Annotated in this window: 16 protein-coding genes; 2 read left to right on the plus strand and 14 right to left on the minus strand. The window is 46.4% G+C overall.

All coding sequences use genetic code 11. From position 1 onward, the window contains the following. The gene (gene purF, locus AB1S55_RS14355) at nt 1-1,521 is read right to left on the minus strand and encodes an amidophosphoribosyltransferase (protein WP_370978868.1); all 1,521 of its coding nucleotides are present in this window, start codon (nt 1,519-1,521) and stop codon (nt 1-3) included. 7 nt (nt 1,522-1,528) lie between these two features. Next, nucleotides 1,529-2,041 (minus strand): CvpA family protein, encoded by a 513-nt coding sequence (locus AB1S55_RS14360; protein ID WP_370978869.1) that lies wholly within the window; start codon nt 2,039-2,041, stop codon nt 1,529-1,531. 163 nt (nt 2,042-2,204) lie between these two features. Between AB1S55_RS14360 and AB1S55_RS14365 the strand changes: the two genes are divergently transcribed. Then, entirely contained in the window at nt 2,205-3,857 is a 1,653-nt protein-coding gene (locus tag AB1S55_RS14365; RefSeq protein WP_370978870.1) for a response regulator, read from the plus strand. 79 nt (nt 3,858-3,936) lie between these two features. Continuing rightward, entirely contained in the window at nt 3,937-4,926 is a 990-nt protein-coding gene (locus tag AB1S55_RS14370; RefSeq protein WP_370978871.1) for a sulfite exporter TauE/SafE family protein, read from the plus strand. Nucleotides 4,927-5,005: 79 nt separating this feature from the next. On the opposite strand, the gene AB1S55_RS14375 is transcribed toward AB1S55_RS14370, so the two are convergent. The 12 genes from AB1S55_RS14375 to leuC form a co-directional block, all read right to left on the minus strand. Next, the gene (locus tag AB1S55_RS14375) at nt 5,006-5,710 is read right to left on the minus strand and encodes an SPOR domain-containing protein (RefSeq protein WP_370978872.1); all 705 of its coding nucleotides are present in this window, start codon (nt 5,708-5,710) and stop codon (nt 5,006-5,008) included. Further along, nucleotides 5,707-7,017, minus strand: a complete 1,311-nt coding sequence (locus AB1S55_RS14380) for a folylpolyglutamate synthase/dihydrofolate synthase family protein (protein ID WP_370978873.1) — start codon at nt 7,015-7,017, stop codon at nt 5,707-5,709. Before AB1S55_RS14380 ends, AB1S55_RS14375 begins: the two co-directional genes overlap by 4 nt. Before the next feature lie 20 nt (nt 7,018-7,037). Then, the gene (gene accD, locus AB1S55_RS14385) at nt 7,038-7,895 is read right to left on the minus strand and encodes an acetyl-CoA carboxylase, carboxyltransferase subunit beta (RefSeq protein ID WP_370978874.1); all 858 of its coding nucleotides are present in this window, start codon (nt 7,893-7,895) and stop codon (nt 7,038-7,040) included. Between the two features lie 13 nt (nt 7,896-7,908). Then, nucleotides 7,909-8,715, minus strand: a complete 807-nt coding sequence (gene trpA, locus AB1S55_RS14390) for a tryptophan synthase subunit alpha (protein WP_370978875.1) — start codon at nt 8,713-8,715, stop codon at nt 7,909-7,911. Between the two features lie 11 nt (nt 8,716-8,726). Further along, the gene (gene trpB / locus AB1S55_RS14395; RefSeq protein ID WP_370981603.1) at nt 8,727-9,911 is read right to left on the minus strand and encodes a tryptophan synthase subunit beta; all 1,185 of its coding nucleotides are present in this window, start codon (nt 9,909-9,911) and stop codon (nt 8,727-8,729) included. Nucleotides 9,912-9,945: 34 nt separating this feature from the next. Next, complete coding sequence (locus AB1S55_RS14400; RefSeq protein WP_370978876.1) at nt 9,946-10,569, minus strand: phosphoribosylanthranilate isomerase; 624 nt, start codon at nt 10,567-10,569, stop codon at nt 9,946-9,948. A gap of 53 nt (nt 10,570-10,622) precedes the next feature. Then, nucleotides 10,623-11,432: a tRNA pseudouridine(38-40) synthase TruA gene (truA, locus tag AB1S55_RS14405; protein WP_370978877.1), complete on the minus strand. Its 810-nt coding sequence runs from the start codon at nt 11,430-11,432 to the stop codon at nt 10,623-10,625. A gap of 126 nt (nt 11,433-11,558) precedes the next feature. Beyond that, nucleotides 11,559-14,735 carry a FimV/HubP family polar landmark protein gene (locus AB1S55_RS14410; protein ID WP_370978878.1) on the minus strand — a complete coding sequence of 1,059 codons (3,177 nt, stop codon included), beginning with the start codon at nt 14,733-14,735 and terminating at the stop codon, nt 11,559-11,561. A gap of 470 nt (nt 14,736-15,205) precedes the next feature. Beyond that, complete coding sequence (gene asd / locus AB1S55_RS14415) at nt 15,206-16,312, minus strand: aspartate-semialdehyde dehydrogenase (protein WP_370978879.1); 1,107 nt, start codon at nt 16,310-16,312, stop codon at nt 15,206-15,208. Between the two features lie 62 nt (nt 16,313-16,374). Beyond that, nucleotides 16,375-17,451 (minus strand): 3-isopropylmalate dehydrogenase, encoded by a 1,077-nt coding sequence (gene leuB, locus AB1S55_RS14420; RefSeq protein WP_370978880.1) that lies wholly within the window; start codon nt 17,449-17,451, stop codon nt 16,375-16,377. 19 nt (nt 17,452-17,470) lie between these two features. Then, nucleotides 17,471-18,115 (minus strand): 3-isopropylmalate dehydratase small subunit, encoded by a 645-nt coding sequence (leuD, locus tag AB1S55_RS14425; protein WP_370978881.1) that lies wholly within the window; start codon nt 18,113-18,115, stop codon nt 17,471-17,473. 9 nt (nt 18,116-18,124) lie between these two features. Next, a complete protein-coding gene (leuC, locus tag AB1S55_RS14430) occupies nt 18,125-19,543 on the minus strand; it encodes a 3-isopropylmalate dehydratase large subunit (RefSeq protein WP_370978882.1) in 1,419 nt (472 codons plus the stop codon). Nucleotides 19,544-19,659: the final 116 nt, after the last annotated feature.

Consider the following 19,659-nt stretch of genomic DNA (forward strand, 5'->3'; position numbering starts at 1 on the left):
TTATCCCTCGTTGTTTATGCCAACCATGGCTTGCTGCTCACCACTTTGGGCGCTGCGCTTATTTTTCGCTTTATCACTGCGCTGGGCTTCAAGCCAATTAAAGTATTGCTCATCAATATCACCAGTAACATAACAACCATCAAACACGGAGCAGTCAAATTCAGTGATTTCACTATTACCTTCGGCTGAAGCGGCTACCAAGTCATCTAAGTCTTGGTAAATTAAGACGTCAGCCCCAATCTCTTTACAAACCTCTTCCGTATCCAAGCCGTGAGCAATCAGCTCCTTACTCGTTGGCATATCAATGCCATAAACATTTGGGTATTCAACTGCTGGTGCCGCTGAAGCAAAGTACACCTTATTAGCACCGGCTTCTCTCGCCATTTGAATAATCTGCTGACACGTTGTACCACGCACAATAGAGTCATCAACTAATAAAACGTTTTTACCTTCAAACTCCAAGCGAATAGCGTTGAGCTTTTGGCGTACGGATTTTTTACGCTGCTGCTGGCCTGGCATAATAAAGGTACGACCAATGTAGCGGTTCTTTACTAGGCCTTCGCGAAACTTAATACCCATGGCTTGAGCCACAGCCTGGCCCGCAACTCGGCTTGAATCAGGAATGGGCACAACAACATCGATATCGTGATCAGGTATATCACGCATTATCTTTGCAGCCAGCTTCTCACCTTGACGAAGACGAGCTTTATAAACTGAAACGCCATCCATAATCGAATCAGGTCGAGCAAAATAGACATGCTCAAAAATGCACGGGCTTAATTTGGGGTTTTCAGCACATTGTTTGGTGTGTAAGTTGCCATTGGCGCAAATGAAAATAGCTTCACCTGGAGCAACATCACGAATCAATTTAAAGCCTAGCGTATCTAAGGCTACAGATTCAGAGGCCACCATATACTCAGTGCCGCCATCTACGTCACGAGAACCAAAGACTAAGGGGCGCAAGCCGTTCGGATCACGAAAGGCAAGTAGGCCATAACTCGCAATCATTGCTACTGCAGCGTAACCGCCTCGAACTCGCTTGTGAACACCTTTAACCGCGTTAAAAACGTCTTCTGCACCGGGTTTTAACTTACCTTGTTCATGAAGTTCATGAGCAAATACATTGAGTAACACTTCTGAGTCACTGTCCGTATTTACATGACGCAAATCATCTTTAAATAAGTCGTCACTTAATTGCGCGCTGTTAGTTAGGTTACCGTTGTGGGCCAGTGCAATACCGTAAGGAGAGTTAACATAAAACGGCTGCGCTAAGGCAGGCCCAGAGCTACCGGCCGTGGGGTAACGAACATGACCTATGCCAATATTCCCTACTAAACGTTGCATGTGACGTGTACGGAACACATCTTTTACCAGACCGAGGGCTTTTTGCTGTGCAAATTTACCTCCGTCACAAGTCATAATACCGGCGGCATCCTGCCCTCGATGTTGTAGCATGGTGAGAGCGTCATACAGCGCCAAGTTCACATCGCTCTTACCTACAAGTCCAACAATTCCGCACATAGGGGCCTCAAATCACGTCTGTTTTACTAATTAAGGGACTAACTAAATCTCTGACATCAGCAGTAATACCGCGACACCAGTCTTCTAATTTTAAAAGTTCAGGAATAATCACACTCTCTTTCCACCAGCCATCTTCATCGATAGGCACAAAGTTGGGAACCAATAAGAGTATGGCCATGACTAAAACAAAGCCTCGCAATAAACCAAAGACCATACCGATGGTACGGTCCGTACTGCTCAAGCCAGTAATACGTACCAGCTCAGATAGAACATTGCTAATTAAAGCACCCACTATCAGGGTCGCTACAAATAAACTAGCAAAGGCAAGAATCTCTCTAAGAGAAGGGGCTTCGACCCAAGTACTAAGCAGGTCGGCCATGACACCACGAAAGGTGACAGCAACAACAAAGGCTGCAGCCCAATTGACTAGCGACAGCGCTTCTTTAATAAAGCCTCGTTTGAGACTCAATAAACTGGATACCACCAGTATCGCCAAAATTACCCAATCGGCCCAATTCATGAAGCTCTGAGTTCGCAATGCGCGCCGCTATTAAAAGAGGCGCCATTCTAGCAGAGCGACTGACAAAACCGAAACAGGCAAAGCAAAGAAACACAGTTGATTTCTTATTCCTCTATCCTCTAAGTAGACTAGACTTTAAACAAGCTTTAACTATGCCCTGTTCATGAAGCAAATTGACATCATTCGTACCTACGCTCAAAAGCGCTGCCTGATCGTTGATGACTTGGCGCAGGCTCGCGCGCACCTCAAACGCATCATTGTTGATTATGGCGCGGCCAAAACCGATACCGCTGGCAATGCCCAAGAAGCCATCGATTTATGCCAAAAGCACAGCTATGACCTAGTCATATCCGATTACAATCTTGGCCAAGGTAAAAACGGTCAGCAACTGCTTGAGGAGCTTCGCTTTCACAAACTTCTCAAAAACACAGCCTTGTTTGTAATGCTAACGGCCGAAAGCTCCAGCCACTATGTATTGCATGCCTTAGAATACGAACCCGATGAGTTTTTACAAAAACCGGTTAGCCACGACAGCTTAAGACCTAGGCTTGATCAGGCTCTACTCAAAAATGAATATTTACAGGACATCAAAAGCGCCCTAGATAGCAACAATATAGACAAAGCGATCAAGGTAGCTGCGGCCCTCGCCCCCAAAGCCAGCCGCTTTCAAAATGATGTACGCAAAATTCTTGCTGAGCTATTGCTCAAACAACATCGCAGCGACGAGGCCGAAGCCATCTATGCCCTACTCGACCCGACTCGCCTTCCTGTCTGGGCTGAACTTGGTCTAGCTCGCGCTCACTACCAACGAGCAGAATTTGACCAAGCAGAAACACGACTGCAAAAAATAATAGAGCAGCATCAATATTGTGTTGAAGCTCATGACTTGCTCGCAAAAATCTACCAAAACACCCACAGAGCCCAAAAAAGCCAACAAGCCCTGCTCAATGCAGTAAAAATATCCCCACGCTCTGCTCAGCGTCAAAGGGAACTGGGGCGAGCAAGTACGTTATTGGACGACGACCAAACCAGCATTCACGCCTACCGTTCAGCACTTCGTCACGCAAAAAACTCCTGCCATGAGGTCGCCGATGATTTTTTAAATCTTGCCGATAGTCTTATTAGACAAGCTAAAAAGTCGCCAAGCGAGTCAGCTAAAAAACTGACTGAAGAGGCCCAACAACAACTAGCCAGCGCGGAGAAACGCTATACCCATCAGCCTATTGTGACTATGCGTAACCACTTAATTAAAGCTGATTTACTCGAAGAGCAAGGGCAAGAACAACAGGCAATTGATGCGGTGGCCAAAGCTTTGGATATACACGCAACCATGAAATACAGCGTCATAGGCAACACCTCCTATGAGCTTTGTATAGACTGCGCTAAAACCTTTATGAATCGTGGCTGCGGTGATGAGGGTGAGGCCATTTTGCAAGAACTGGCACGACTCAACCAAGACCCTGAACTTGCTATTGATATCGACAAGCTACTTCGAGAGCCGCAAACTAAAGAAGGCATTGCCTATGCGGCAAGTTGCAACAAGCGCGGTATAGAACATTACGAAAGTGGTGATATCGAGCTTGCCATTGATGTCTTTCGCGAGGTGCTCAGAGAGCTGCCGAACCATATAGGCTTAAACCTCAACTTGATACAAGCACTTACAAGCAAAGCCAAAAACAAACAACTTAGTGTGGCTGAACGCCTGATACTCGATAGCGCCTTCCAACGAGTTGGCGAACCGGCAGAAAATGCCGCGTGCTTTCAGCGCTATCAGTTTCTACGTAAACGCTACGACAAACTGTCTGCCGCACAGTAAACAATTCAATCAAGTCCGATTGTTTGCCCTAAAGGCCTAAGCTAAACTAGTTGGTCATAATAACGATAATGATAGACCTGTGACTCAACAAGCCTCTCGACCATCACGCTGTGTACTGGCAATACTTATTGCCATTGCCGTGCTCTATTTTATTTTCTTTGCAGAGCATTTCATAGAGAGCTTAGAGCTGCCGACCATCTTAATAGCCCCCATTATGGCCTTGGGCTCTTTTGTAGCTGGCTCGACCTTTCTCGGAGGCGGCGCGGTGGCCTTCCCTGCTTTGACCAAACTACTAAGCGTAGACGCCCTCAACGCCAAAACATTCTCACTTGCCATACAAAGCGTAGGCATGAGTGCCGCATCCCTCTATATTATTGTGCGGGTCAAAAAACTCCCCTGGGCGTTTATTGGCCTCTACTTATGCGGGTCCTTTATCGGTATCAACCTCGCGCTATCAAGGCTGCAAGAACACATAGCTGCGGTCGACTTACGTATTAGCTTTAGTCTATTTTTATTATGCTTTTTGATTATTTTCTTATTGACTCAAAAAATCCGCAACCAAAGCACTCACTCGCATTTAGAGAAAAGCCCTAGAGATATCAGTTTAACAATAGGCTGTGGGTTTTTAGGCGGCATTACATCAGGCTTATTAGGCTCAGGGGCAGACTTAATCGCCTTTAGTTTATTAGCCTTATATTTTCGCTTAGACATCAAACTAGCAACACAAACAAGCGTTATCATCATGGCAGCCAGTGCCATTTTTGGTTTTGCTTTACAGGCTAAATACTATTTAGGCATTGATGCTCAGGTGTGGCGGCTTTGGTATGTGGCCGCGCCCGTCGTTTTATTTGGCGCGCCCTTTGGAGCAGCGATATGTCGGCGTTTACGTTCGTCCACTCTGGTACTATTAATAAGTGCCATTGTTAGCATCGAATTAAGCAGCACCTTTTTATTAGTGCCCATCGATCAAGCGCGCTTGGCCCTGTATGGAAGTGCTCTTGTGCTTTGCTTATGTTTTTTACTGATCATCGTACATCAAGCCAAGCACAAACATACTCAAGAAAAATAATCGCGCCCGAGCTAAATAGTACACAATCAAGACTCGCTACCTTAAAAAGACACATTAAAACGTGATTAGATTCTTTACACTAAGGCTTAAAGCGCAACAACAAGCTATCGAGTTTTTGTTTTTTATCTATTTCTTTTTTCGCAGACTCTAGTTTAGCCTTATTCATACTAGGGCCGACATAAAGCCTAAAGCGCTGCCCGGCTTTAGTTTGAGCCGCTTTAACAAACGCTCGATAGCCCATAGCCGTCACTTTTATAGCCAGTTCATCTGCTCGCTCTCTTTCCTTAAAACTCGCCAATTGTAAAACCCACAAATCTGCGTTTTTTACTGGGCGTAAATCAGCAGCCGGCTTGGATGATACTTTTACTTCAGGTTTAAGCTGCGCCTTAGCAGAGTCTAAAACATCCGACTTTGACAAAGGGCTGGCCTTAACAAGAGGTTTTTCTAGATTCTTATCGCTTTTAGGCTTAGCTAAGACCTCTTGATGACTTTGCTTGCTCTTTTTAGCAGTTTCTTGACTGCGATTCTCGGCCCCCTCTTCAAGACTCACAACTTGAGCAGAGAATTCACCACTAATGGGTTGAGCAATAATTTCTTCACGCTTAGGCCCAGAAGCTGGGCGCTCGGGTAAAGGCAACACCTCAATATCAGGCGCCTTAGGAATTTGCGTAGTACGATCAACCGGTGTGATGCGCTCTTTATCAAAAATAACTGGGACAAAAATAATTGCCAACGCCACAAGTACAAGTGCGCCAATAATTCGTTGCTTTAAACCGTCATTCATTGATGATTACCATTCAAGCCGTTGGGATATTCAGCCATTAGCTTTTTAATTTCTGCGACAATAAAAAAGGAGCCTAATACAAGCACTTTTGTTTTCTTTTTAAGTGCCTGACTCATGGCCACGTGCAATGCCTGCATGGGTGATGGTTCAAGCTGAGTCTCGACATCAAGCTTAAGCAAGCACTGCTCTAGCTCAACGGCACTTAAACAACGCGGCACATCAAGTAATTCGGTACAGATCCAGTTTGCACACGTCTCACTAAGTGGTGCAACAATACCGGCAATATCTTTATCCGACATGGCCGTAAATAAACAAACGGGTAAGCGCTCTTCTCTTTGTTTTATTTTATCCGCAAGTAAACTGGCAGCTTGAGGGTTATGAGCCACATCGAAAATAAACTCACAGCCAGAATAAGATATTTGTTCATAACGGCCAGACAAACGACAACGGCTAAGCACGCTCGCAACTTGCGCATCACTAAGTATCTTTTTCTGGCTATCAGAAGCTAAAAGATGGTAACACTGTAAAGCTGCTAATAAACTAGGCAAAGGCAACGATGACTCAGCCAAGAATAAACTAGCAGAGCCTGTTTGTGCTTGGTAGTTCAAAATAGCAGCCTGCCCTTGTGCCTCGACTGCAAGCTCTGAGCCCAATAAATAACTCGCACACTGTAACTCATCAGCATAGCTAGACGCAGTTTCGGGCAAATCAGCTTCTACAGAAATAAACGGCCTGTTTTGTCGCAAAATACCGGCTTTTTCAAGCGCTATTTGTTTGCGATCGGAGCCTAGCCATGCCTCGTGATCAACACCGATAGAGGTAATAACGGAAATGTCGGCATCAACAATATTCACCGCATCTAGACGCCCACCTAAGCCGACTTCAAGTATGCACACATCGAGTTCAGCCTGCTTAAATAAATACAATGCTGCCAGAGTGCCAAACTCAAAATAAGTCAGACTGATATCCAAGCGGGCTTTATCAATTGCGTCAAACGCTAAACAGATCTGCTCATCCGACACGAACTCCCCATCAATGGCAATTCGCTCATTATAAAAATTAATATGAGGTGATGTATAACAAGCAACACGCCTACCCTCTTCGATCAGCAGACTGCTTAATGCTTTAACAAAACTGCCTTTACCGTTGGTGCCAGCAACACTGACCACCTTACAAGGGAGGGAACAGAGCTCAAGGCTATCAGCAACCTGGCGAATACGCGCAAGCCCCATATCGATTTCATTTGGATGCAAGCTCTCCATCCAAGAGAGCCAAGCATGCAAATCTTGACGATTAAAATCAGTCAAAGAAAAGGCTCCGAAGGAGCTTAAGCGGCTGGTTGACGAGTCAATTTCGCCAAAACAGAATGCAAACGATCACGCATTTCGTGACGTGGGATGATCATGTCGATAGCACCGTGATCAAGTAAAAACTCACTGCGCTGGAAACCAGGCGGTAATTTTTGACGGATGGTCTGCTCAATAATACCTGGGCCTGCAAAACCAGCTCGAGCTCCAGGCTCAGCTACGTTTAAATCCCCCAACAATGCCAAACTTGCAGAAACACCACCGTAAACAGGGTCTGTCATCACTGAAATAAAAGGAACACCCTGTTGTTTCATACGCTCAATAACAGCACTGGTTTTAGCCATTTGCATAAGCGAGATAAGCGCTTCCTGCATACGAGCCCCACCGGTTGCAGCAAAACACACGTATGGAATTTTCTTTTCTAAGGCAACGTGGGCTGCACGGGTAAATTTCTCACCCACAACATACCCCATTGAACCACCGTGAAAAGCAAACTCAAAAGCACTAGCAACAACTGGCATGCCTTTTAAATTGCCCTGCATGGCGATAAGTGCGTCTTTCTCGCCCGTTTTCTTTTGAGCGTCACTCAATCGATCTTTGTATTTTTTAACGTCTTTAAATTTTAAACGGTCAATTGGCAAAACATCGGTTGCTAATTCTTCACGCCCATCTTGATCAAGAAAAACATCTAGGCGACGGCGAGCGCCGATACGCATGTGATGTTCACATTTAGGGCAAACATCTAAAGATTTTTCAAGTTCCGGGCGGTATAACACTGCTGCACATTTTGGGCACTTTTTCCATAGCCCCTCAGGCACCTTACTTGAATTACGCGTGCCTTTGGCCGCTGCCGGAACTAATTTTTCTAACCAACTCATAGAAAGAACCCCGTTACAGTTCGTCTAGCGCAACACGCATAGACCGAACTAATGTTTCTAATTGCAAATTAATGTCGTCAGCACTCAAATTCTCTTGAGCCATAATTTTCACAAACGCACTGCCAACAACGATACCGTCTGAACAAGCGCCAATGGTTTTTGCGGACTCGGCATCTTTAATACCAAAGCCAACTAACACTGGCGTATGAGCAACTTCACGAATGGCTTTAACTTTGTGTGCGACCTCATCACTATCTAAACTACTTGCTCCCGTTACACCACGGAAGCTCACGTAATAAACAAAACCGGAGGCTAAGTCACATATTTCTTTTCTGCGCTCTGATGCTGTTGTAGGAGCAATGAGGAAAATGTTTTCCAAATCCGCTTTTTTCAAGTGTTCATCAAGCTCTTTTGCTTCTTCAGGCGGCAAGTCAACGGTTAATAAACCATCAACGCCGGAGCTTTTAGCATCTTGAGCAAAAGCCTCATAACCGTAACGCTCTACAGGGTTGGCATAGCCCATTAGCACCACGGCTGTTTTTGTGTCTTGTTTACGAAACTCAGCAATACAGGCCATAGCATCACGCAAACTTGTACCATGTTCTAAAGCACGCTCGTGTGCCCTTTGAATAACAGGGCCTTCAGCCATAGGATCTGAAAATGGTACACCCAGTTCAATAATATCAGCGCCACCTTTTACAAGAGCGTGCATACTTGATACTGTTTGCTCGAGCTTAGGATCACCACAAACGATGTAGCTAACAAGGGCTTTACGGCCTTGGCTTTTAAGATCGGATAAAATTTGGTTTATTCTGTTCACATTCACATCCATTATACTTCGATGCCATCAATTTCAGCTACGGTGAGAATGTCTTTATCACCTCGACCACTCAAATTGACTAATACGATATCGTCTTTATCCATTTGTGCTGCCAACTTCATACCGTAGGCTACCGCATGGCTACTTTCTAAGGCAGGCATTATACCTTCAACTTGCGTTAATTGACGGAAAGCATCCATCGCTTCGTCATCGTTAGCGGTCACATAGTCAACACGACCAAGGTCTTTTAACCAGCTGTGCTCTGGGCCCACGCCAGGATAATCTAAACCCGCTGACACGGAATGTGTTTCAATAACCTGGCCACTTTCGTCAGACATAAGATAGGTGCGGTTGCCATGCAAGATACCAGGCTGCCCATCATTCAATGGCGCTGCATGCTCACCCGTTTCGAGACCGTGTCCACCAGCTTCCACACCGTACATGGCCACTTTCTCATCGGCCAAAAATGGGTGGAACAAACCAATTGCATTAGAGCCGCCGCCAACACAGGCCACTAAGGCATCTGGTAAGCGCCCAAACATATCCATGCTCTGAACACGGGCTTCACGCCCTACTACCGAGTTAAAATCACGAACAAGCTGTGGATACGGGTGAGGACCCGCAACCGTACCAATGATATAGAAAGTGTTGTCAACATTGGTCACCCAATCACGCATGGCTTCATTCATGGCATCTTTTAGGGTTTTTGATCCACTTTCAACCGGAACCACAGTGGCGCCCAGCAATTTCATGCGATATACATTAAGTGCCTGACGACGTACGTCTTCAGAACCCATGTAAACCACACATTCAAGACCTAAACGCGCAGCCACAGTTGCCGTTGCAACACCGTGCTGGCCGGCACCTGTTTCGGCAATAACACGTGTTTTACCGCTGTGTTTTGCAAGCAAAGCCTGACCAATTGTGTTATTGACCTTATGAGCACCGGTGTGATTTAGATCTTCACGTTTAAGGGCAATGCGGGCACCACCTACTTTCTCAGTTAAGCGCTCAGCCACATAAATCGGCGAAGGGCGGCCGACATAGTGCGCCAAATCTTTATCAAACTCTTCTTGAAAAGACGTTTCCGCTTTAAGACGGTTATACATTTCGTCAAGTTCATCAAGCGCGTAAATTAAGGTTTCAGAAACAAAACGACCACCATAAGGGCCAAAATGGCCTTTGGTATCGGGCATTGCGCTGTAATCAACTTTCTTACTGTCAGTCACTTCAGTACTCCAACTTCGAATTTTTTATAAAAGCCGCCATCTTTGAGGCGTCTTTTAGGCCATGGCCACGCTCTACACCACCACTGACATCAACAGCCCATGGTGACGCAGCTTGAATTGCATCTTTCACATTGTGTTCGTTTAAACCGCCGGCTAAAACAATGGGACCAAGATCAGTTGGTACTCTATCCCAATTAAACGCCTCGCCCGTGCCTCCGGGCACACCTTTGACATAGGTGTCCAATAACAAGCCTCTGGCACTGCTATAACGTTGTTTTTGCTCATGCAAATCAATGTCAGCCTTCATTCTTAAGGCTTTGATATAAGGGCGCTGCCATTGCTCACACTGTTCGACACGCTCATCTCCGTGAAACTGCAAACAGTTTAACGGCACTGAGGCCAAAACGGATTCAATAAAAGCAGCTTCAGCGTCAACAAAAAGCCCCACTACCTCAACAAAAGGTCCCACACTTAAAGCAATATCGCGTGCGAGCACCAAGTCATCCAGGTTTCTTGGGCTAGGTCCGTAAAACACCATGCCTATAGCATCGACACCGAGTTCCGAAGCTCGTACAGCATCTTCTACTTGGGTAATACCACAAATTTTCACTCGACAAGAGGACATAGACGACACGCAACAACGGTTTTTCTTATAAAAAGGCGGCGATATTAGCAGATTTACACACGATTGTCGGCAGACAGAGCCAAAAATGCGGGGCCCGTATCTCGCTTGGGTAGCGCAAAGCGCTCATCGTACTCGACATCCACCAAATACAGGCCGTAAGGCGGCGCCTTAGTGCCAGCAAGACAGCGATTTTTCGCCTCTAACACGTCCGCCATCCACTCAATCGACTGCACCCCACGGCCCACTTCGACTAGGGTGCCGACAATGTTGCGTACCATGTTATATAAAAAAGCATCCGCCTTGATCTCCATAACCCATAGGTCACCCTGCCTATACCAGTTTAATTTAGAGATCGTACGGACTGGGTTGCGAGCCTGACAGCGGGATGCCTGAAAGGAGCTAAAGTCGTGCTTACCAAGAAGACATTTAGATGCCATCGCCATAGCATCCACATCAAGATCGTAAATAAAATGACTGATTTGCTTAGCCAAAACCGCAGGTTTAACACCGCCGTGCTGAGCAACATAACGATAAGTGCGCCCACCAGCACTAAAACGTGCGTGAAAATCACTACCGACCTCTTTGGCCCAATGCACTCTAAGCTCATCTGGTAGCTGTGCATTAACACCACGAACCCACGCAACCATGGGCCTAACAGCTAAAGTATCAAAGTGTAAAACCTGATCTGTCGCATGCACACCGGCATCCGTTCTACCGGCACACACCGTTGTCACCGGCTCTCCCGCCATATTCGACAAAGCCTTTTCAAGCTGAGTTTGCACCGTATTATCCGTGCTTTTTTGGCGCTGAAACCCATTAAAATCTGCGCCTAGATACTCAAGACCTAATGCTATTCTATGCATGCCATCGGGCATCTCCCTGCCAGGTCTAATTTCACAATTGCGACTATATACCATCTTTAAAATACTGTAGAAAACACAAAAAAAAAGGCCCCTAGGGGCCTTTGTCTCTATCTAAACGAAGGCTGCTTATTCAGCAATTCGCTCCAGCAACTTCTGAGCCTCTGCTTTTTGCTCGTCGTTACCTTCGGATAAAATTTCTTCAACAATGTCTTTTGCACCAACCATATCACCCATGTCGATATAGGCTCCAGCTAAGTCTAGCTTCGTTGCAATTTCATCGCTGTCACTTAAGAAATCTAAGGCCTCATCTTCATCCTCTGACCCTTCGAGATCCGGCAATTCAAAATCAAGGTTTTCCTCATTAGAGCTCTCTAGATCTACAGCCACAGGCTCTAGATCATCAGCTACTTCCGTTTCACCCAACTCTGTTAATTCAGGCTCCTCCTCTGCAACTGGTAAAGGTGACTCAGCATCAATATCAAACGGCTCAACAGGCTCTGCGCTAGCCTCGACATCAAGTCCCTCTTCAAGATCAATCTCCGCCAAATCAGGAGCTTCATCCAACAAAGCGTCTAGCTCTTCCGGCTGTTCCAGATCCAAGCCCGCATCCAGCTCACCTTCAAGATCAGGCAGCTCACCCGCCAACTCATCAAGCTCTTGATCAAACTCGTCAAGATCAAGCTCATCTAAGGCGCTATCTAAGGTCTCTATGGCTGGCTCTTCAGTATCAAGCTCAGCCTCAAGCTCAGATAAGGCATCCAGATCAGACTCTTCACCCTGCAGGTCGACAGGTTCACTTGCAGGCTCGCCACTGCCAAGTTCTAAATCAAGCGCATCCAAGTCAGCTTCTAAGTCATCACTTAGGCTAGAACTCTCTTCGGCGATATTACCAAGTACAACGGTCTTATCATCAGCTACCTGCTCTGATTCAAGCGTATCTAACTCACTAAGGTCAAACTCCATGCTTTCATCAGGAACCTCTAGATCCCCCAAATCGAGATCAAAATCTTCCGCTAGCTCTTCATCTAGATCTGTGCTCTCAAGCTCACTATCGGCACTATTGTCCAGCACCTCAACTTCATCAGTTTCAAGATCAAAGTCATTCAAATCTAATGACAGATCTTCAGCACCGGACTCTGTCTCGTTATCCAGCGCAGTATCTAAATCTAGATCCAAGTCCAAATCATCCAGATCAAACTCGGAGCCTTGTTCACTAGTATCGTCAGGACCTTCGATATCAAGTAATTCGTCCGCAGGCGATATATCCAACAAGGTATCATCTTGATCCTGACCAATACTCAGATCAAAATCTAAAGCGGCACCGTCATCTTCTACCTCATCTGCCGATACAGACTCTAAACCTTCAACCCCTTCACGCAACGCCTCTGCACGACTTATCAAACCCTCAGAAGCACCATTTTTACTAAGCTCTGCCAAATTAGGCACAAAGGCATCCGCATTATTTTGAGCCGCATAGATCTCCAATAACTTCAGGCGAGCATCGTGGTGTGCAGGATCTTTATCGAGCGCTTTAAGCAGCATTTCTTCTGCTTGCTCATACTTACCGTAAGCAATATAGATATCCGATTCAGCAACCACATCTTCTGTTTCTGCTTCTGGCTGTTCGACCTCCTGCTCATCTTCTACAGGCTCAGGTTCAGTGATATCAAGCCCGTCTTCGGCTGACTCAAACTCTGGATCTACTTCGTCCTCAGCCTCATCAAATTCAAGATCAACATTAAAGTCATCATCAAAGTCGTCTTCAGCATCATCAAAGTCGTCTTTACCACGCTGACGAAGGAAAAACACAATTGCAGCAATAAGCGCAGCTATACCGGCAAGAATGTAAGCTATGTAGCCCATCAGCATATCAACAATTGAGCTAGATTCTGCACTCGATGTGCTTACAACCGGTTTAGGTGTAGGCTTTTTACTAGGCGCAGCTTCTGCGACCTCTTCTTTAACTGGCTGAACCGCATCAAGACCTGATTCTTCTTCAGCTTCGACAGCCTCAGACACTGCCGCCTCAAGCTCAGCCCCATCAATTACTGGAGCCTCCAACTCAGCTGCTTGCTCTGCTTCGACTTCAGCTTCAAGCTCCTCGACCAGATCAGTTTGACGAGCATCTAAAGCCTCACCCACCTCTTCTTCCTGAGCCTGCTCTTCTGCACTAAGCTCCATTGCTCGAAGTGTTTCACTGCTAACCTTAATGAGCTTTTCAAGTGTTTCGATTTGTTCTTCTAAAGAATCAATTTTTCCACGAAGCTCTTGGTTTTCACCTTGAGCCATATCCAAAGCTTCTTTTGCGGCACTCAACTCTTGCTCAAGCGCAGCGCTGTCACTAGAGGATTCAGCCGATCCACTTAAACGCCCCGCTTCAACATCAAAACTATCATCGGGCGCACTGAGAGATAAGCGGCCAGTACCGGGCTCTTCACTTGAGCTTGAGCTTAATGAGCGGGTGCTCGCCTCTAAAGGTGCCGCTGTATCGCCACGCCAAGCTTGATTATGAGCTGCAACTTCTTGAACTGCACTAGAACGATTAACACCAACTATTTCGTCACGCTCAGGAATTCGGAGGATTTGCCCAGTTTTAAGAAGGTTAATGTTTCCATCGATAAAAGCTTGAGGGTTTGCCCTATGCAAAGCCATCATGGTTTGATGCACACTAACACTGCTATCAGGTCGACTTGCTAAAGCAATTTCCCAAAGCGTATCACTGTTCTGAACTTTGTATTGGCCGCCCGCAATAGAAGGCTCGTAAGACTCTACTGGTGCCGCTGCTGTTGGCGCACCGTAATTAGAGCGAGGATTATATCGAGTAGTAGGTTCTTCTGCTTTTTCAGCAGTGACCTCTACAACCTGCGACTGAGCGTTCGAAATAATAGCTGGGCTTTGATCCGTATAAACAGGTAGATCTAAGAGCACCGTATATTCACGTAAAAGCTTGCCACTAGGCCAGCGTGCCTCGAGCACAAAGTCCAAGAAAGGCTCACGCACAGGGCCATCAGTCACCAACTTAACAACTGGGCCACCCGGCGCATTTAAATCAACATCAAACTTAATGGCACTTAGATGAAATGAGCGCTCTACCCCAAGGCGGTCATAATCAGCCTGAGAAGCAAGCTTAATGAGTACCTCTTCTTCAGCAAGTTTCCTCACTTCAAGTAGTTCAATCTCAGCATCAAGTCTTTGATTTAGGTGAGATTTTAATGAAATGTCTCCCAAGCCCAATGCGTTAACACCAGCGGAACCAAGTACCGTAGCTGATGCCAATATATAGGATGCAATTCGACGCCCCATGTGGTCTTCCTTAATTGTATTAGAAGATTCTAGTTCGAACCGGTAGCGACCCGGTCTCTGTGCACAACTTAAACAATTCAGCCAGCCTATCTAAAGGTTTTATTAGCATCTATTTAAGTCACGAATTCCCACTCGAGGCAAAACCTAGAATGATCCTTCACTATCGCACGTAAGTATTCAGGATAAATAGGCTTTTTTCAACTTTTAGACTTAGATGTCTCTATGTTTAGATCACAAACCATGGTGAATACATAGTATTTACAATATTAAAGCCAGAAAAAAGCGTGTTGCGAGCAAAACAGCAAGATGATTCACGCGCCAAGGTCGCCATAATCAGAAAAAGAGGAACCTTAGAGCAGAAATGAGAAGACCGGAAATAAGTAAGGTGCTAGGTTTATCAGGCAGGCACAAAGCTAAAAAGAAAGGCCGCCCCAGCTAGAAACAAGGCAGCCCAACAACCTAGATTAACACTAGGCCTCTTTTAATATTCGCAACATACGACGCAAAGGCTCGGCAGCGCCCCACAGCAATTGATCACCGACGGAAAACGCCGTTAAGTACTCAGGCCCCATATTCAATTTGCGAATACGGCCTACTGGCACCGTTAAGGTTCCAGTCGTTGCGGTTGGCGTAAGCTGAGCAAGCGAGGTGTCACGGTCATTATCGAGCACCTTAACCCAGTCATTCGCCTGAGCCATGATCTCGTATACCTCATCAAGAGGTACGTCTTTGGTAAGCTTGATCGTAAATGCTTGACTGTGACAACGCATAGCGCCAATACGCACACACGTTCCGTCAACAGGAATAGGATTGCCATCCAAACCTAGTATCTTGTTGGTCTCAGCCTGAGCTTTCCACTCTTCTTTACTTTGGCCGTTATCGAGCTGCTTATCGATAAATGGCAACAAGCTGCCCGCTAACGGAGCGCCAAACGCATCCGTAGTCAGGTCACCGCGCATTTTCTCTGCAACCTTGCGGTCAATATCCAAGATAGCCGAGGCTGGATCAGCAAGCTCTGCTGCAACACAATCGCGCAGTTCGCCCATTTGCGTCAACAGCTCGCGCATATTTCTAGCGCCGGCGCCAGAAGCGGCTTGATAGGTCATTGAGCTAACCCACTCAACTAAACCTTTTTCAAATAAACCACCCAAAGCCATCAACATCAAGCTAACCGTACAGTTACCGCCGATGTAGTTTTTAACACCCTTGTTTAGCCCATCGCGAATAACACTGTCATTCACAGGATCTAAAACGATGATGGCATCATCGGCCATACGCAATGACGACGCAGCATCAATCCAATAGCCGTTCCAGCCAGCTTTACGCAAAGGCTCAAACACTTTAGATGTGTAATCTCCACCCTGACAACTAACGATGGCATCAAGAGCACTTAGAGCCTCGATATCATAAGCATCTTTTAGTGCCGGTACGTCTTTACCGATGCTTGGGCCTTGCCCACCCACGTTGGATGTCGTGAAAAAGATAGGCTCGATATCAGAAAAGTCATTCTCTTCTAACATACGCCCCATCAACACGGAGCCAACCATGCCACGCCAACCTACAAATCCTACTTTCATATTCTTCTCTCTAACTCAATAAAGGCCCAAATAGTTAGGCCTCAATATTCAATTCAATCTATTTACACTAGGGCTGCCACAACGGCATCACCCAATTCAGAGGTGCTTGCTTTTGTTAAACCGTCAGACCAGATATCTGGAGAGCGCAAGCCTTGATCCAGAACCTTGCCCACAGCCTCTTCAATCGCATCAGCAGCTTCAGATTCGTTCAGTGAATAGCGCAACATCATCGCAGCCGACAAAATAGTCGCTAAGGGGTTGGCAATTCCCTTACCCGCGATATCAGGCGCCGAACCGTGAACCGGCTCGTATAAACCAAAACCGCCCTCAGTTAATGAAGCCGAAGGCAACATGCCAATGGAGCCCGTCAGCATCGCGGCGGTATCAGATAAGATATCGCCAAACATATTGCCGGTCACAATCACGTCAAACTGCTTCGGTTCGCGAACAAGCTGCATGGCCGCGTTATCAACGTACATATGGCTCAGCTCAACCTCTGGGTAATCCGCTGCCAAGCTCTGCATGACTTCGCGCCACAAGACCGTTGCTTCAAGCACATTAGCCTTATCAACACTGCATACTTTTTTGTTGCGCTTCATTGCCATTTCAAAAGCTGAACGACCAATACGCTCTACTTCGTGCTCGGCGTAAACATAGGTGTTATAACCTTGGCGCTCGCCATTTTCTAAACGACGAATACCGCGAGGCTCACCAAAATAAATACCACCTGTCAGCTCGCGAACAATCATGATGTCCAAACCCGCAACCAGCTCGCGCTTTAACGAAGAGGCATCGGCCAACTGAGGATACAAAATAGCTGGACGTAAATTGGCAAACAAACCAAGCTCGTAACGAATCTTCAACAAGCCTTTTTCTGGACGAATGCTTGGATCCAAGGTGTCCCACTTAGGGCCGCCAACAGAGCCCATTAATACAGCCTCAGCAGAGCGACACGCATCAAGCGTAGAGTTCGCTAAAGGCACACCGTGAACATCGATTGCAGCGCCGCCGATCAGCTCATTTTCAAATTTAAGTTTTAATTTAAACTTTTCATCAACCGCCCCAAGAACCTTGACTGCCTCGGCAACAATTTCAGGACCAATGCCATCACCGGGCAACAATACAATTTTTCTAGTCAAAATTTAGTCTCCAACGAGGCTAGTTAATAGGAAAAAGCCAAGGCGCCTGTTCTTTGCGCTTTTGCTCGTAGGCCTGAATGGTATCGGCTTCTTTTAAAGTTAAACCAATGTCATCAAAGCCATTTAATAAGCAGTACTTACGGAATTCATCGACGTCAAAAGAAAAAGTCTCTCCCGAAGGTGTCACCACACACTGTTTTTCTAGATCAACAGTGAGTTCATAACCTTCGGTTTCATACATTTCTTCAAACAAGCGGTCGACAATCGCGTCTTCCAACACAATCGGCAACATACCGTTTTTAAAACAATTATTAAAAAAGATATCTGCAAAACTTGGCGCAATGATGCTGCGAATACCAAATTCTTCAAGCGCCCAAGGTGCATGCTCACGACTGGAACCACAGCCAAAATTTTCGCGAGCCAATAATACACTTGCCCCCTGATAACGCGCGTGATTCAGCGCAAAATCTGGATTCAATGGCCGAGCGCTGTTGTCTTTACCGGGTTCACCAACATCGAGGTAACGCAACTCATCAAAGGCATTCGGGCCAAAACCTGAACGCTTGATGCTCTTTAAAAACTGCTTGGGAATAATCAAGTCAGTATCCACGTTGGCCCTATCCATTGGCGCGGCAAGACCTGTGTGTACAGTAAATTTATTCATTGTCGCCCCTTAAAAGTCACGCACATCAACAAAATGACCCGCTATCGCTGCAGCGGCCGCCATTGCCGGACTCACCAAATGAGTACGACCACCATAACCCTGACGTCCTTCAAAATTGCGATTTGAAGTCGAAGCGCAGTGCTCACCGTCTTCTAAGCGGTCGGCATTCATAGCTAAACACATAGAACAACCAGGCTCACGCCACTCAAGACCCGCTTCAGTAAAAATGGTATGCAAGCCTTCCGCTTCCGCTTGTTCTTTCACTGCACCTGAACCAGGAACAACAATCGCTTCCTTAACAGACGTGGCTTTTTGCTTACCTTTAACAACGGCCGCCGCCGCACGCATGTCTTCAATACGCGAGTTGGTACACGAACCAATAAAAACACGATCCACATGAATATCCGTGATTGCTTGCCCAGCAGAAAGCCCCATGTACTCAAGTGCGCGCTCAATACCGCGCTTCTTAACATCATCTTCAGCATCAGCGGGTTTTGGCACAGAACCTGTGATCGGAGCAACCATTTCCGGTGATGTCCCCCAACTAACTTGAGGCACAATATCGGCACCGTTGAGCTCAACAACCTTGTCGAATACGGCATCAGCATCGCTATAAAGCTCTCTCCAAGCAGCCTCAGCGGCTTCTTGTTGATCGGCATTAGGCGCCAAATAACGGCCGCGAACGTATTCAATCGTTGTCTCATCAACAGCAACCATGCCTGCGCGTGCGCCGCCTTCAATCGCCATATTGCAGACAGTAAGGCGCCCTTCCATGCTCATCGCACGAAAAACATCACCACCAAATTCAATCGCATAACCGGTACCGCCAGCCGTGCCAATTTTGCCAATAATCGCCAAGACCACATCTTTGGCCGTGACGCCAGCGGCGAGCTCACCATCCACACGCACAAGCATGTTTTTCATTTTCTTGGCAACCAAACACTGGGTCGCCAAAACGTGCTCAACCTCACTGGTACCAATACCAAAAGCCAAGGCACCCACGGCACCATTGGTGGATGTATGAGAGTCACCACAAACGATGGTCATACCCGGTAAACACGCGCCCGTCTCAGGACCAACAACATGCACAATACCTTGGCGCTTATCATTGATTTTAAACTCGGTAATGCCTAGCTCTTCGCAATTGTCATCCAAGGTTTTAACTTGAATACGCGAAATTGGATCCTCAATCCCCTCAACACCACTTTCACGCTCTTTCGATGTGGTCGGAACGTTGTGATCCGGTGTGGCCACAACTGACCCGGTGCGCCACGGTTTGCGAGCTGCAAGGCGCAAACCTTCAAAGGCCTGCGGAGAGGTCACTTCATGAACAAGGTGTCTATCGATGTAAATCAGCGACGATCCGTCATCGCGCTGCTTCACAACATGGGCATCCCATAATTTGTCGTATAGCGTTTTTGCTGCCATCACTCTAACTCTTGACGATTAATATAAGCCCCAATAAAGAAGCATTGTTTATGGGCTAATTCTACCTCTAGGCAGGAATAACTCAAATTCATTATTTTCATGTTTTGCATTACCCA

The sequence above is a fragment of the Agaribacterium sp. ZY112 genome, from assembly GCF_041346925.1.
GTDB lineage: Bacteria > Pseudomonadota > Gammaproteobacteria > Pseudomonadales > Cellvibrionaceae > Agaribacterium.

Bases quoted from the DNA above. Each gene is read 5' to 3' on its own strand.
- purF (WP_370978868.1), bottom strand. From the start codon at position 1,521: ATGTGCGGAATTGTTGGACTTGTAGGTAAGAGCGATGTGAACTTGGCG.
- AB1S55_RS14360 (WP_370978869.1), bottom strand. From the start codon at position 2,041: ATGAATTGGGCCGATTGGGTAATTTTGGCGATACTGGTGGTATCCAGT.
- AB1S55_RS14365 (WP_370978870.1), top strand. From the start codon at position 2,205: ATGAAGCAAATTGACATCATTCGTACCTACGCTCAAAAGCGCTGCCTG.
- AB1S55_RS14375 (WP_370978872.1), bottom strand. From the start codon at position 5,710: ATGAATGACGGTTTAAAGCAACGAATTATTGGCGCACTTGTACTTGTG.
- accD (WP_370978874.1), bottom strand. From the start codon at position 7,895: ATGAGTTGGTTAGAAAAATTAGTTCCGGCAGCGGCCAAAGGCACGCGT.
- trpB (WP_370981603.1), bottom strand. From the start codon at position 9,911: ATGCCCGATACCAAAGGCCATTTTGGCCCTTATGGTGGTCGTTTTGTT.
- AB1S55_RS14400 (WP_370978876.1), bottom strand. From the start codon at position 10,569: ATGTCCTCTTGTCGAGTGAAAATTTGTGGTATTACCCAAGTAGAAGAT.
- truA (WP_370978877.1), bottom strand. From the start codon at position 11,432: ATGCATAGAATAGCATTAGGTCTTGAGTATCTAGGCGCAGATTTTAAT.
- AB1S55_RS14410 (WP_370978878.1), bottom strand. From the start codon at position 14,735: ATGGGGCGTCGAATTGCATCCTATATATTGGCATCAGCTACGGTACTT.
- asd (WP_370978879.1), bottom strand. From the start codon at position 16,312: ATGAAAGTAGGATTTGTAGGTTGGCGTGGCATGGTTGGCTCCGTGTTG.
- leuD (WP_370978881.1), bottom strand. From the start codon at position 18,115: ATGAATAAATTTACTGTACACACAGGTCTTGCCGCGCCAATGGATAGG.
- leuC (WP_370978882.1), bottom strand. From the start codon at position 19,543: ATGGCAGCAAAAACGCTATACGACAAATTATGGGATGCCCATGTTGTG.